General features: G+C 64.9%; 14 protein-coding genes. 5 read left to right on the top strand and 9 right to left on the bottom strand.

What is annotated here, in order from left to right:
* Nucleotides 1-403 precede the first annotated feature (403 nt).
* On the bottom strand, nucleotides 404-1,270 hold the full coding sequence (locus Q7514_RS07470) for an NAD-dependent epimerase/dehydratase family protein (protein ID WP_330132610.1): 867 nt from the start codon (nucleotides 1,268-1,270) through the stop codon (nucleotides 404-406).
* A gap of 134 nt (nucleotides 1,271-1,404) precedes the next feature.
* On the opposite strand from Q7514_RS07470, the gene Q7514_RS07465 reads away from it, so the two are divergent.
* Complete coding sequence (locus Q7514_RS07465; RefSeq protein WP_330132609.1) at nucleotides 1,405-2,061, top strand: ScbR family autoregulator-binding transcription factor; 657 nt, start codon at nucleotides 1,405-1,407, stop codon at nucleotides 2,059-2,061.
* A gap of 7 nt (nucleotides 2,062-2,068) precedes the next feature.
* Here Q7514_RS07465 and Q7514_RS07460 read toward each other — a convergent pair whose 3' ends face one another.
* A complete protein-coding gene (locus tag Q7514_RS07460; protein WP_330132608.1) occupies nucleotides 2,069-3,025 on the bottom strand; it encodes a ScbA/BarX family gamma-butyrolactone biosynthesis protein in 957 nt (318 codons plus the stop codon).
* 349 nt (nucleotides 3,026-3,374) lie between these two features.
* Nucleotides 3,375-3,731: a winged helix-turn-helix transcriptional regulator gene (locus Q7514_RS07455; protein WP_330132607.1), complete on the bottom strand. Its 357-nt coding sequence runs from the start codon at nucleotides 3,729-3,731 to the stop codon at nucleotides 3,375-3,377.
* Between the two features lie 105 nt (nucleotides 3,732-3,836).
* On the opposite strand from Q7514_RS07455, the gene Q7514_RS07450 reads away from it, so the two are divergent.
* Nucleotides 3,837-4,805 (top strand): zinc-dependent alcohol dehydrogenase family protein, encoded by a 969-nt coding sequence (locus tag Q7514_RS07450; protein ID WP_330132606.1) that lies wholly within the window; start codon nucleotides 3,837-3,839, stop codon nucleotides 4,803-4,805.
* A gap of 210 nt (nucleotides 4,806-5,015) precedes the next feature.
* On the opposite strand, the gene Q7514_RS07445 is transcribed toward Q7514_RS07450, so the two are convergent.
* The gene (locus tag Q7514_RS07445) at nucleotides 5,016-5,159 is read right to left on the bottom strand and encodes a hypothetical protein (RefSeq protein ID WP_330132605.1); all 144 of its coding nucleotides are present in this window, start codon (nucleotides 5,157-5,159) and stop codon (nucleotides 5,016-5,018) included.
* A gap of 76 nt (nucleotides 5,160-5,235) precedes the next feature.
* Entirely contained in the window at nucleotides 5,236-5,916 is a 681-nt protein-coding gene (locus Q7514_RS07440) for a TetR/AcrR family transcriptional regulator (protein ID WP_330132604.1), read from the bottom strand.
* A 148-nt stretch (nucleotides 5,917-6,064) separates the two neighbouring features.
* Here Q7514_RS07440 and Q7514_RS07435 point away from each other — a divergent pair, with 148 nt between their 5' ends.
* The gene (locus tag Q7514_RS07435; RefSeq protein WP_330132603.1) at nucleotides 6,065-7,099 is read left to right on the top strand and encodes a zinc-dependent alcohol dehydrogenase; all 1,035 of its coding nucleotides are present in this window, start codon (nucleotides 6,065-6,067) and stop codon (nucleotides 7,097-7,099) included.
* Nucleotides 7,100-7,140: 41 nt separating this feature from the next.
* Complete coding sequence (locus Q7514_RS07430) at nucleotides 7,141-7,923, top strand: carboxymuconolactone decarboxylase family protein (protein ID WP_330132602.1); 783 nt, start codon at nucleotides 7,141-7,143, stop codon at nucleotides 7,921-7,923.
* 47 nt (nucleotides 7,924-7,970) lie between these two features.
* Here the strand turns inward: Q7514_RS07430 and Q7514_RS07425 are convergent, their stop codons facing one another.
* The 4 genes from Q7514_RS07425 to Q7514_RS07410 form a co-directional block, all read right to left on the bottom strand.
* A complete protein-coding gene (locus Q7514_RS07425; protein WP_330132601.1) occupies nucleotides 7,971-8,630 on the bottom strand; it encodes a response regulator transcription factor in 660 nt (219 codons plus the stop codon).
* Nucleotides 8,627-10,555, bottom strand: coding sequence for a sensor histidine kinase (locus tag Q7514_RS07420; RefSeq protein WP_330132600.1), 1,929 nt, complete (start codon nucleotides 10,553-10,555; stop codon nucleotides 8,627-8,629). Before Q7514_RS07420 ends, Q7514_RS07425 begins: the two co-directional genes overlap by 4 nt.
* Before the next feature lie 40 nt (nucleotides 10,556-10,595).
* Nucleotides 10,596-11,294: a hypothetical protein gene (locus tag Q7514_RS07415; protein ID WP_330132599.1), complete on the bottom strand. Its 699-nt coding sequence runs from the start codon at nucleotides 11,292-11,294 to the stop codon at nucleotides 10,596-10,598.
* Nucleotides 11,295-11,437: 143 nt separating this feature from the next.
* Complete coding sequence (locus Q7514_RS07410) at nucleotides 11,438-12,325, bottom strand: alpha/beta fold hydrolase (RefSeq protein ID WP_330132598.1); 888 nt, start codon at nucleotides 12,323-12,325, stop codon at nucleotides 11,438-11,440.
* Between the two features lie 136 nt (nucleotides 12,326-12,461).
* Between Q7514_RS07410 and Q7514_RS07405 the strand changes: the two genes are divergently transcribed.
* Nucleotides 12,462-13,028, top strand: coding sequence for a dihydrofolate reductase family protein (locus Q7514_RS07405; RefSeq protein ID WP_330132597.1), 567 nt, complete (start codon nucleotides 12,462-12,464; stop codon nucleotides 13,026-13,028).
* Nucleotides 13,029-13,080 lie beyond the last annotated feature (52 nt).

Raw genomic sequence — 13,080 nt, 5'->3', positions numbered from 1 at the left:
ACGACATCCTGGTTCCCCACGAGGTCGAGATTTCCCATAGGGTGTTCTTGGCCCCCGTGCTCCCCCCACCGGGGGCCCGGCCCGCGCCTCCCCCCCTGTGCGCGGGCAATCGGTTCCGTCGGCGCCGCACGCCGACGGAACCCATCAGGCCAGTGATGGTGAGGACCCCCCGAAGAAGCCTCACCATCACTGGTCTCTCTGCCGTCCACCCCCAAACCCGTCGATGCGCTCGAATACGGCATTTCCCAACGCATCGATGCCCTCCCCGGCAAACGATACCAATCGACCGGTATTGCTCGGTGGCTAGAGGTTACCCCATTCGCGGCAGAGCAAACACCCTCCCGTGTGAGCCGTAGCAGACAACGGTCGTTGTCACCGGAACGGCCGGGGACGGTCGCCGGGGCTACGACCGGCTACTGACGTCCAACGCAGCATGCGCCCAGATGCGGGTGCTGGCGTAATGATGATCGTGCCCGACCAGGTCGACGTGACGTTCCGAGAGTCCACGCTCTCGACCTCGTTTCAGCGCCTCTTCGTAGCCGATCGAGGTGGTCGGCGCCGTGAGCAACCCCTGCGACGCAGCGGTGAGGACGAGGTCGTGGACGCTGACCGGAGTCGGGTCGGCGAGATGAAGCATGCTTGCACGCAACTCATCGGGGAGGGCACGCGCCGCAAGCACTGCGGTGAGCCGCCCGACGTCACGATGCGAGATCACCGACTGCCGTGCAGCACCGTCGTCGATCCAGGCGCCGAGGGTGGACACGATGTGAGCAAGCCCGGGCAAGAACCACCGGTCCCGCGGGCCGTGGACGAATCCGGGACGTAACACGAGCCCGCCGTGCTCGCGCACGAGATTCTCGGCGGCGAGGCGACTCGCACTCAGCGCAGTGACCGGGTTCGGTGCAAGTTCTCCCTCTACGATGTTCCGGTGTGGGCCGGGACCGTAGACACCGATAGTGCTGAGGTAGAGAACGTGGTCGATGCCGTGCCCAGCGGCAGCCGCCAGCAGGTTCCGGGTACCGAGGACGTTGATCTGCTCGCACCGGGCGTCGTCGGAGCCGGTGTACGAGGCGGCGTGCACTATCGCGTCCACACCGGCAAGAGCGGCGGTCAGGGCCGCGGGATCGAGCAGGTCCGCAGCCACGGCCCGCATCGACGGCCCCGTAGGCGGACGGCGCGATACCGCCGTACACGTGACGCCCAGGTTCAGCAGCGCGTCCAGCACGGCCCCACCGAGGAAGCCGCTCGCGCCCACAATCGCGACGCGCATGGTCGAGGCCGACCTCGATGTATGGCCTGCGGTCTCGGTCAGGCAGACTGGTACGGTGCGCTTCGGGGGAGGCCGATTGTCAGGGTTCGTCACAACTCTCCTATCGGGACATCATCGAGAAAGGGACACGCGGTGTGGCAAAGCAAGCCCGCGCAGTAGCAACCCGGCAGCAGATCGTCAGCGCAGCAGCGGCGACATTCGATCGACTGGGGTTCGAGCGTGCCAGCCTCGGAGAGATCGTCGAAGCGAGCAGCGGACTCACCAAAGGCGCCCTGTACTTCCACTTCAAGTCGAAGGACGACCTCGCACAAGCGGTAGTGGATCGGCAACACACCATTTCCATCGCCGCAGTGGAAGCCATCGCCACCACCGATGCCTCGGCGCTCGAGCAGATCGTCATGCTCTGCCACGAAATGGGCCGACAGATCGTCGAGGATCCGATCGTCCGGGCGGGCATCCGGCTGACTCTCGAATTCAGCGCGGGCACCACACCGGGCAAGCCGGGGCCGTATCAGGACTGGATCGAAGCCTGCCGACATCTCGTCGAGACGGCAATCGCGGAGGGAGACCTTCTCCCCACGATCGAACCACCGGTGCTGGCCCGGTTCGTGATCTCCGCGTTCACCGGGGTACAGACAGTCTCGAATGTGCTCGATCGACGGGCCGATCTCGAACAGCGAATCGATCAGATGTGGCAATTTCTGTTGCCGGGCATCGTGACACCCGACCGCCGGCCCGACAGCGACAGGATCCGACTCGCCCGCTGGATCCGCGATCCAGCGCTGGCCTGACATAACCCTATGCACCGTGCCGGGCCCTGGGCATCGGACGTGCACCGGTTGCGGACTCCAACAACAGAGTCGCTGAGGCCATCGACGCTCCATACTGCTCGAGTACGACGTGTACGCGCCCAGGCTCGCCATCGATGTCCGAGACAACCATCTCGGCTCGACAGTCGAGTTCCACGAACCGGTGAAACTGCACGCTCATCGACACCATATCCACATCCGGAAGTCCGAATTCCGCTCGCGACGCCTGACGGGCAGCCTCGAGCATGAGCATGCCCGGCAGATGATCGGACGGATGATCGAACAGCACCGGGTGGGACAGATCCGGCAGCACCTGCCATCGTCCCCGTCGTGCCGTCGCTCCGATAACAACATCCCCGCTGCCGGGCACCCCTACCGCAGCTGCATCGAGAGGCACACCATCCTGCACGGATCCGATCGCCCTCGGCCCGGCCACACCCCATCGAGCGGTCTCGTACTCGACAGCGGTGAGCACCGCAGCCCGGCCGTAGCCTGATCCGACTCGGCGGCCGGCGACCTCGAAGGTCAAGGCCGCGTTGAGGCCCGTGACCTGCGAGCCACGCCGCCGCACGTCCGACACCACAACAGTGACGGCGACCTCGGCGGCACCCGCACCGATCCCGAGCCGATCCAGCTCAGCATCGATTTCGATCGTCTGCATTACGAAATGCTGCCGGAGCGAGACCCGATAGTGAGTGTGCGCCAAGTAGATCACGCATTGACGTAGAGTCTCTGCGAGGAGCATCGGGTCGTACCGGCCGGCCTGCCCGCGGTAGAAGGCGTGAGCACGTGGCCACTGCGCACCCAGAACGAACCGATCAGGTTCCGAATCGGTGACGCAATCGGTGAGGAAGACTTCCGATACGGACTGGCGGTGGACATACCGACGCGGCACGGTCGACTCGAACGACAACACCGAAAGATCAGCCTCCACGCTGGTAGACATACCGGACGAACCGCTTGTTACTCCCATACAGCATGTATCGACCCCACAGTACGGATTTGATACACGGAAGACGACCAGCGCCTGCGGGTGCGCCGAGGACGGAATTGTCTTCTCTTCCGGAGTGCCACCGCAGGGCGCGGCGGGGCGGTGCACGGCGCGCCGCCTCGGCCGGTCATGCATGTGAGGGCTCGCGCAGCATCGACGACTTCACCAACGCTCAACTCACCAGGGTTCTACGCAAGAAGACTGCCACCCTCGACCACGTCGAAGTCACTCTCGTGGTCGCCGAGTCCAGCCTCTCTCGCCGATTCCCTGCGCGAGATACTTCGGGCACCTGACGATCGACAGCTCACATCGAGGTCGTGCGCCCCTCTTGGAAATCGGCCACCGATTCGCTGTATTCCCGCCCCCACCGGTTCAGCATCTCGATCGGGTCTATCAGCGTGGAGCCGAGCTCGGACAGCCGGTACTCCACTTGCGACGTTGTCTCGGCTCGGTACACGAGACCGTAACCCTGCAGTTTTCGCAGTGTCTGAGTGAGTACTTTGCGCGAGACACCCCCGATCATCGCGATCAGCTCGCCGTGCCGCCGGGGCCGCTCACTCAGCGCGAAAATCACGAGCACCGACCACTTGTCCGCGATGATTTCGACAGCCAACCGGGCCGGGCAGTCGACGAGCCGCGCATCCGAAACCGATGGGTCCATGATTCGAAGGTACCAAGAGGTAACCAGCAGCTTCGTAGCGTTGTTCACGTCGGTTCACACGGACCGGCCGCTGTCGACATACATCGCATTCATTGGAGCTGACCCATGCCACGAGTTGTCATTTTCGATCGAACCGGCGACCCGGACGTCCTGCGGATCGTCGACGAACCTGCTGCGGGTGAAGTGCGGATCAAGATGGAAGCCATCGGCCTCAATCGACTCGACCAGATGATGAGGGAGGGCACGTACCCGAGGCCAATCCACCTGCCACACGCCCGCATCGGCTGCGAGGGCACCGGCACCATCGACGCTGTCGGAGAGGGCGTCGAAGAGTTTCGCGTCGGTGATGCGGTGATCGTCACCGCACTCCCGGCTTCGGACCTGAATGGTACTTACGCCGACTACACCACTGTGCCCGCACACGCTGTCATTGCCCGGCCGGACAGCCTCGATGCCGTCCACTCTGCCGCGCTCTGGGTCGCGGGGTCCACCGCCTACGGTGCCCTCATCGAGAAGGCACATATGCGACCCGCCGACCATGTCCTGATCACCGCCGCCTCCAGTGGAGTCGGACTCGCAGCGATTCAGGTAGCCAATCAGATCGGGGCCGTACCGATTGCCATCACTCGCCGGGCGACGAAGAGGGATGCACTGCTCGCGGCGGGAGCATCCGCCGTCATCGTGACCGACGAGGACGACCTTCAGGAATCGGTCCGGCGTCTCACCGGCAGCGTCGGTGCGGACATCATCCTGGACTCCGTCATGGGCCCGGGGTTGTCCGACCTTGCACAGACCGCCCGGCCGGGTGGCACGCTGGTCGCCGTCGGCTGGCTCGATCCGCGCCCTGCGCCGTTCCCGATGACCGGCCCTCTGACCATCCACCGCTACGTGGGATTCGAACTGCTTCTCGACCCCGACACGACCAGGCGTATCGCGGCATTCCTTTCCGCCGGAGCACGAAGCGGCACACTGCAACCCACGATCGACTCGGTCTTCACCCTCGACGATATCGCCCGAGCACACCGCCACCTCGAAACCGGCGATCAGATCGGAAAGATCGTCGTAACCGTGTGATCAGCGATACCGATCTCGGGAGCTCGCAGTCGGGCGCGGCCCCAGGTCGAGGTCGACAAGGAAGGCATATGCGAAGGCAGTCGTGAAGAGTTGACACGCGATCACATCGCGTCGTAAAGCACCTTGCACTCAACGAGTTTCATACACCCACACGGAAGGTTGAACGAATGAGATCGGAATACACGTTCGTTCGAAAGCCGCGATGTCGACTCAGCGGGATTCCGAATCCCCGCGCGGTGTCGGCGGAAGCGCCCCGCCCTCGTTGGCCCATCGATCGAGTTGCTTGGGCTCGGGGTCCGGATTCCGTTTCCGGCGCTTCAGAATCCCATTGACAGCATCCTTGAATTTGCCCATAGCCAAGACTATACCGACGCGGCGGCCGCAGGGGCTCGCGTTGCAGGCGCCCTCGGCACCGGTCGACTCCTCGAGCTCAGGGAAGCTCTCGGAAGACCGGTGCCTCCCGGGGTGAGCTTTCGAGAGCCGCGAGCGTTTCCTCCGAAGGACGCGTCGTCAGGATACTGACGAGAAGGTCCAGGAGTTGGCTCACGTGCAGGACGTACGGGGCCACAGTAACCCCGTGCATGCGCATCCGATGCCGGTCGGCGGAGATGTGCACGCACACCGCCGATGCCTGATGCATCCGCATGTCGCGAAGAGGTTGCGGTATGTGGTCGAGGAGCAGATCCAACTGGGCGTAATAACTGCGCTTGGACTCACGGTGACGTTCGGTCAGATCGTCCATCGGGTGACTTTCCCGCAGGAGGAGTTCCAGGAACGGCAGGTAGTAGCAATCCTCATCTTCTGCGAGCTCGATCAGCGGGAGGTGGTGCGCTTCGAGGATCTGTCGCAGGTTGCCGTCCGACAACCGTGCCTCGAGGAGCTCACGACGATGCGTCAGGCCGTCGATCCGGTTGATCAGGATGGCCTGGATCAGATTCTCTTTGCTGCCGAAGTGGTACTGCACTGCAGATTTGTTCGCCATGCCGGCAGCGACACCGATGTGGCGAAGGGGGACTCCGTCAAGTCCGTGGAGAGCGTAAAGGCGCTCAGCCGTGAGCACCAACTGCTGCTTCGGCGACAGAGCGATGGGGTGTCCCCGCTGTTCTGACATGCATCAAATGTAACCATCTCTCGACAACCTAAGTCTTAGGACTTATTATTCAGTCTACTGAGCGAGATCGAGCGCTTCATAGATCGCCACCAAGGCGCGTTCGAGCGTGTGATCAGACCCGCAAGTGCACCACCCGAGAGGTGTAGCAATGAGCCGAGCCATCGTTTTCTCCGGCGATAAGACGTGGGAAGAGCGCGAATTCGCGGAGCCCGACCCGCCCACCGACGGCGCAGTGCTGCGGGTCGAAGCAACAGGACTGTGCCACAGCGATGTCGATCATTTTCGTGGCAACATCCACACCTCCTGGGGAGGTGCCTTCCCGTCCGTCCCCGGCCACGAGATCGTGGGCCGTATCGACAAGATTCGGCCGGCTACCGCCGCCGAATGGGGTGTCGACGAGGGCGACCGGGTCGCTGTGCGCGAACTGCTGATCACACCCGAGGGCAACCGGATCTACGGCCACGACTTCTCGATACACGAAGGATCAGGGCTGTACGGCGGGTTCGCCGAGCATCTCGAGTTGCTGCCGGGCTCGAAGGTCTACCGGCTGCGTGAAGATCGTCCCGCCGACGAACTGACGTTCTTCGAACCGCTGAGCTGCGCCGTAACGTGGGTGGCACCGGTTCGACAAAGCGATATCGTCGTCGTCGAGGGTCCTGGCCACATGGGTATGGCCACCATCGTGGCCGCACGCGCTGCCGGTGCCTCGACAATTGTCGTGACGGGGACCGCGCGGGACCACTTTCGCCTCGACCATGCGCTGCGGGTCGGTGCAGACCACACGATCGACGTCGAGAACGACGATGCCGTCGATCGCGTTCGTGAGATCACCAACGGGCAGATGGCCGATGTCGTCATCGATGCCGCCTCGGGGAGCTCGGTGACGGTCAACCTCGCCATGGACCTTGTACGCAAAGGCGGTCATGTGGTTGTGGCGGGAATGAAGGACGGGCCGCTGGTGGGATTCCATCCGGACTGGATTCCCACCAGAAGAATCACCCTGCACCCAGGCGCAGGCCTCGACACAGAGCGAGCAGTCGACCTCATCAACGCTGGGAAGATCCCCACCGCCGACCTCTTGGGCGACAGCTTCTCCCTCGACGGGTTCGCCGACGCTTTCTCACTGTTGGCCGAACGCACCTCTCAACGCGATTCGATCCGCGTCGCACTGAACCTCTCCTGAACATCAGGCGCCACTCCATCCAGAACGACAGGAACTCGACCATGAGCAACAACAACGCCGACGAGACCTTCCGTGCCGTGCTGCACCGTGAACCCACCGAGATCAGCACGCCCTTCCAACAAGTTTCACGCGACTTCGTTTTCGGCGAGGTGTGGTCGCGGCCCGGATTGAGCCGCAAAGACCGGCGGTGGGTTGCCTTGGCCTGCGTCGCCGGCGCAGACGCGCCCGGCCCCATCGAGGCATATGTGCGCGCCGCACTCGAAAGTGGCGACATCCAACTGGAAGAAATGCTCGAATTCGTTCTCCATTTCGCCGTGTACAGCGGGTGGCCGAAGGCCTCACATCTGGAAGGCGCCGTCATGCGGCAATGGACACAGATCCACCGCGACCGCGGAGAGGAACCCGCCCCCTGGCCCACGTTGTCGCACAACACTCTCGGCTCATCCGAATGGGACGAGCGCTTCGAGGCCGGCGCGCAGGAGTTCGCTGACGTCAACCTCATTCCGGCACCCCCGCACAACACGCCGTATCGGCACGCGGGCATCCTCAACTTCGTCTTCGGACACGTCTGGCAGCGCCCCGGCCTGACCCGTCGCGAGCGTCGAATCATCACGGTCGCCTGCGTGTCTTTCAACGACGCCATCACTCCCATGAGAAGCCACGTCGGAGCCGCACTCCACTCCGGTGACATCACCAAGGTCGAAATGGACGAGATCGTCGTCCAATTCTCTGCCTACTACGGATTCGCGAAGGGCGAAGCACTGAGCGAAATTGTCGAAACAGCGTGGGCAGAAAAGCCCGCAGCACAACTGGCACAGAAGTAACCGACCGTCCTGAGCGCCCGCGGGGTGAGTCCGATACCCAGGGCACTTCAGAAGCCTTCTCTGCCCAGCCCCGCTTCCCGCGCCCGCACGATTGCACTCGCGCGATCCGCTGCACCGATCTTCCCGAAGATGTTCGACACGTGGTTCCGCACGGTCTTCTGGGTGAGCACGAGACGACGGGAGATCGTCGCGTTGTCGAGTCCCCTCGCCACCAGATCGAGGATCTCGCGTTCCCTGCCGGTCAGTTGCGGGAACACCGTCGGAGCCAGGACTCGCGACGCGGCCATAGCGCCGAGTGCCTTCGCCGCAACTGCTGCGCCCACAATCATCTCGCCGTCCGCGACCGCGCGGATCGCCCTCTCGACACCCGACGGGTCGGCGCCCTTGACCAGATATCCCCGAGCCCCCGCGCGTATCGAGGCGACGAGCGTGTCCTCGTCCTCGTGCATCGTCACGACGAGAATACGAGTCTCGGGGAACTTCTCGACGATGCTGCGGGTCGCGTCGATGCCGGACCCGTCGCCCAGTTCGATGTCCATGAGCACGACGTCGACGTCGGCGGTGACCACATCGAGGGCCTCTCGGACAGAGCTGGCCTCACATACGACGTCGATGCTGTCGAGTGTGCCGAGCAATGCCGCCATGCCCAGCCGGAAGACCGGATGGTCGTCGACGACAGCGACTCGGATCCTCTCGCTGTTGTTCATCGCCCGCACCAGGGTAGCCGGGCCCGCACGACAGTGCCGCGATACTCGCCGCTGTCGATCCGGAGCGTGCCACCGGCCCCCCTGGCCCGCTCACGCATACTCTGCGTTCCCACTCCGGCGCGCGTGTCCGACCCGAGTCCTGTTCCCTCATCGAAGATGTCGAGGGCGAGAACATTCCCGTCGCCGGCGATCCGCACTCGGCACCCTCCCGCGCCGGAGTGACGGCGTGCATTGAGGATCGCTTCGGACGCGATTCCGTACGCGGCGACAGCGAGGGGTTCCGCCATGTCCGCTGGAATGTCGGCATCGAGCTCGACGTGGAACCCACCTCGCGCGTGATTCGCGGCGAGCTCGCTCAGTGCAGGGGTGAGTCCGAGTTCGTCGAGTACCGGCGGGAGCAGGTCGCGCGACAATTCACGCACTCCATCGACCTGCCGGTCGAGCTCACGCAACAATTCGTCGACGAGATCACCGGCGGCAGCGGAATCGGTGTCGATCAGGTTCCGGGCACCCTGCAAACCCAGTCGGACACCCGCGAGGGAAGGACCGAGCCCATCGTGCAGTTCACGGCGGATGGTGCGACGTTCCTCGAGGCGCGCGTCCGTCAGGCGTCGACGCGCAGTCTCGAGTTCTTCGGCCGACCGCAGCACCACCAGACCGGCTTCGATCACCGATGCCAGTTCGGAGAGCGCCCCGCGACTGCGGGTGCCGAGCGTTTCGCCGGGTGGCGCAGTGACAGCGAGTGCGCCGTCGCGCAACGGCACCTCCTCGACAGGCCCCGAGGGTTCGCCCCAGCGAGCGATCACTTCATTCCCACGGCGCACCGCCACGGATTCGAGGCGCAGCGCGGCTCCGATACCGGCGGCGAGTTCACCGAGCAGAACCTCGGGGGACTCGGCGCCCGCGAAGTGCCGACCCAGGATCCGCACGGCGCGGGCGGGATCGGCGCCGTCACCGTAGACCAGGCGATGCACTCGGTGGGTCAACGACGAGCGGACGGGCTGCACGGCAAGCGCCACGGCCGTTGCCGCCACGGCCTGTGCGACGACGGAATTGTCCGTCGGCAGTATCAGCGACACCGCGACGGCCACCACCACATACCCGGCAGCGAGAACGGCGGCGAGGCTACCCGCGAGCGCCGCACGGCTCACCGCGAGATCGAGCCCCCACAGTCGTTGACGCAGCACCACCGCGAGGATCGCCACCGGGTAGAACGCCTGGGTCGCGAGATGCAGTAGGGGCGTGAGCATCCAGGGCACACCTGGCACCGCGAGCGGAATGTACGCGGCGGCCATCAGCGCGCTGCCGAGCGCGAGCCACCCCATTCCTGCACGCTCGTCCACCGGACCCCGGCGCCACCGCCACGCGACGTGCCCCGCGGTCGCGAATCCTGCGGCGACGACGGGGCCGACAAACCAGATGTCCTGGATTTCGGTGTAGGTACGTGCCCAGAAGAACCACATCGTGACGGCGGTTCCGGTCACTACCCCGATCCTGGTGACGGTGTCGGTGGCCTGGTCGCGAATGAGCCACGGCACCACCAGGAACAGCGCGAGAGTGCCCGGTATCCACGCGGTGTTCTGGAGAGGCGCGATGAATCCCAGTGGGAGTTCCGGCCGGACTGACGCCAACTCGGTCCAGCTGTAGGACAGGGCAGCGGTACCTACACCGATCGAGGCGACACCGAGCAAGATCGGCACCGGGTGCACCCGGCGTGCGAGGACGACCCCCGCAACGGTCCCGTAGACAGCCGCGCCCACAACGTCGACGAGGAAGAAGAGCTGGTTCGAATCGAGGCCGGGACGTGCAGCGACGAACACGACGACGGCTGCGGCAGCGAGCAGCCACGAGGTGACGGCAACGATGGCGGCGGGCACCGGCGCTCCGGTGCCCGCTGCTTTCTCGGTGGTCGAGGCGTCGTTCATCGTGGAGTGAGTATGCACCCGCGGACCACCGGGCGTCGCGCTATCGGTTTCCTCGAGCAGAGAGCGCGAAACCGATGCCCGCCACCAGGACCCATACCGGACCGACGAACCCTGCCATGTACTGGAGCGGTGAGATTCCGAACAGGGTCGTCAGGCCGCCGAGCACGAGACTCGTCCATCCCAGCCACCGGGGCACCGCGCGGTGACGCAGTGCGGCAACCGCAACCACAAGTCCGCTCAGACCCGCCCCCACCCAGAGCCAGGGAATCGTGCCCATCCAGTGCGAGGCGAACACCGCGACCTCCGGCACCATCTTGTCGGTGTCGGACAGACCGAACAGCAACTCGGTGTCGAGGCCCGTCCCGAGCAGGGTCCCCGCCGAGGTGAGTACCAGGCCGAGCGCGGCGACGCTCGGCAGAATACTGAACTCCGGTAGCGACGCTCGCAACTGCCGGTACAGACCGGCTGCGAAGATCAGGAGGAGGAGCGTCGAGACGGTGAGACTCAGGTGCATCGCGAGCATCGCGGTACGTTGCTCGGCGAACGCGGCGGTGATAGCGACGGCGTTGCCGGCATTGTCCTCGTCATAGGCAGCACCCATCGCCATGCTGGCCTGGATCCCCACCATCCCGGCGAACCCGGCGACAGCACCCGTCCACGCCCACAACGCACTCGGCACGGTTTGCCCGGGCGGCAACTTGACCGGTGGTGTTTGTTCCCTGATACGCGGAGTGTTCATTGTTGCCCCTTCGATTCTCGATCCTGCTCCGTCTCCGAACCCTGCGGACACACTGCTGTATCCGGAGTCCCGAGGGGTAGGGGCAGCCGTCCTGTCTCGCCGGGATGATCACCTTCCGCAAGATCCGATGCCAACAAAAAGAGTCAGAGCGACGCTCGAAGTGTCTCTGTAAGTTCCAGTGGCGCATCGCTTTGCACCGAGTGTCCGGACCCTGGCACCACATGCACTTTCAGATCCGCGACACGTCGTCGCGCTTCGTCGACGTCCTCCTCGGTGACGAACGCCGACGCGCCACCACGCACCAGAGTCACGGGCACGTCGATTCGGTCGAGCTCGTCCCACAACAGCGTGAAGTCGCGCAGCACCCGCATCCGGTCGTAGCGCCATTCCCAGCGGCCGTCGGCGCGTTTCCGAGTGTTGTGGATGACACCGCGACGGATCGACGACGCGCTTCGGTGCGGTGCCGCCGCCGTCGTGAGCGCGACGATCTCGTCGAAGGTGTCGAACACGGCCGGGCCGGAGGCGAGCGCGACGGTGCCGCGCTGGTCCTGCGTCATGGCCTGATGCCGCTGGATCGAGGCCGGGGTGACGTCGACGAGCACCATGCGGCGCACCAGTTCGGGCGCGACGGCGGCAAGCCTGATCGCGGTCAATCCGCCGAGCGACATCCCGACCACAACATCCGCCTCCGATGCCCACTCTCGGACGGCAGCGGCGACGGCGTCGGCGTTCGGCCACGGGCTGTAGTCGCCGTCATCGCGCCACGACGAGTGGCCGTGACCGGGAAGATCCACGGCCAGCGCGGGCACGCCGAGCGCAAGAACCACCGAATCCCAGGTATGCGCGTTCTGCGCTCCGCCGTGGAGGAAGACGGCTCGCGGCGATTCGTCTCCCCACTTGATCGCGCTGACGTGCCCCTCGTCGTGATCGGTGCGTACCCGCCGCGCAGAGGGCCGGGAAGGAAGCTCGAGCCCCAATTCGGCGGCGTTTTCCGGCAGCAGGGCGAACTCGTCGGCGATGTGCGAATCCATACCGCTTCTCTACGCGAGAGCCGCGTAGGAGTCCAGGTTCAGAATCGGCTGTTCCCCATCCGGTGTTCACTCGAGATGATTTTCCCGCGGCGCGCCGGTCTATACGACCGAGACCCACTCACGGAAGGGCGGCACCATGCGGAAACTTACCTACGGCATGAATCTGAGCTTGGATGGCTACGTCAGCGCGGCCGGCGACGACATCAGCTGGGGCGGGCCGCCGAGCGACGAGCTGTTCCAGTGGTGGCTCGACCTCGAGCGGGCGAGCAGCCTGACGCTGTACGGGCGCAAGCTGTGGGAGACGATGAGTTCCTACTGGCCGACCGGTGACCAGCAGCCCGACGCCACCCAAGCGGAGATCGAGTTCGCACGGAACTGGCGGGAGACACCGAAGGTGGTGTTCTCCTCGACGATCGACAAGGTCGACTGGAACACCCGCCTGGTCAACGGCGACGCGATTGCCGAGATCACCCGACTCGCGGCCGAGGATGGCGGCCCCATGACCATCGGCGGCGCGACGCTCGCCGGTGCAGCCATGCGGGCCGGGTTGATCGACGAGTATGTGATCGCCACCTATCCGATCCTCGTGGGCGGCGGAACGCCGTTCTTCACCACGCTGGACAGCTGGGTGGACCTGAACCTGCTGGAGACGCAGACATTCCCCGACGGCGTGGTCCTGACCAGATACGAGACGAAGCGCTGAGTGCAGGCCACATGCTCGGTCCGTGGAACCGGAGGACCGGCTGCGTCGCCAT

The organism is Rhodococcus artemisiae (genome assembly GCF_036327795.1).
GTDB lineage: Bacteria > Actinomycetota > Actinomycetes > Mycobacteriales > Mycobacteriaceae > Rhodococcus > Rhodococcus artemisiae.
The sequence above is the reverse complement of the archived record's forward strand: the minus strand, read 5'-3'. Positions and strand labels throughout refer to the sequence as shown.

Coding starts and splice junctions, on each gene's coding strand:
- Q7514_RS07470 (WP_330132610.1), bottom strand. CDS start 1,270: ATGCGCGTCGCGATTGTGGGCGCGAGCGGCTTCCTCGGTGGGGCCGTG.
- Q7514_RS07460 (WP_330132608.1), bottom strand. CDS start 3,025: ATGTCTACCAGCGTGGAGGCTGATCTTTCGGTGTTGTCGTTCGAGTCG.
- Q7514_RS07455 (WP_330132607.1), bottom strand. CDS start 3,731: ATGGACCCATCGGTTTCGGATGCGCGGCTCGTCGACTGCCCGGCCCGG.
- Q7514_RS07450 (WP_330132606.1), top strand. CDS start 3,837: ATGCCACGAGTTGTCATTTTCGATCGAACCGGCGACCCGGACGTCCTG.
- Q7514_RS07445 (WP_330132605.1), bottom strand. CDS start 5,159: ATGGGCAAATTCAAGGATGCTGTCAATGGGATTCTGAAGCGCCGGAAA.
- Q7514_RS07440 (WP_330132604.1), bottom strand. CDS start 5,916: ATGTCAGAACAGCGGGGACACCCCATCGCTCTGTCGCCGAAGCAGCAG.
- Q7514_RS07435 (WP_330132603.1), top strand. CDS start 6,065: ATGAGCCGAGCCATCGTTTTCTCCGGCGATAAGACGTGGGAAGAGCGC.
- Q7514_RS07430 (WP_330132602.1), top strand. CDS start 7,141: ATGAGCAACAACAACGCCGACGAGACCTTCCGTGCCGTGCTGCACCGT.
- Q7514_RS07425 (WP_330132601.1), bottom strand. CDS start 8,630: ATGAACAACAGCGAGAGGATCCGAGTCGCTGTCGTCGACGACCATCCG.
- Q7514_RS07420 (WP_330132600.1), bottom strand. CDS start 10,555: ATGAACGACGCCTCGACCACCGAGAAAGCAGCGGGCACCGGAGCGCCG.
- Q7514_RS07415 (WP_330132599.1), bottom strand. CDS start 11,294: ATGAACACTCCGCGTATCAGGGAACAAACACCACCGGTCAAGTTGCCG.
- Q7514_RS07410 (WP_330132598.1), bottom strand. CDS start 12,325: ATGGATTCGCACATCGCCGACGAGTTCGCCCTGCTGCCGGAAAACGCC.
- Q7514_RS07405 (WP_330132597.1), top strand. CDS start 12,462: ATGCGGAAACTTACCTACGGCATGAATCTGAGCTTGGATGGCTACGTC.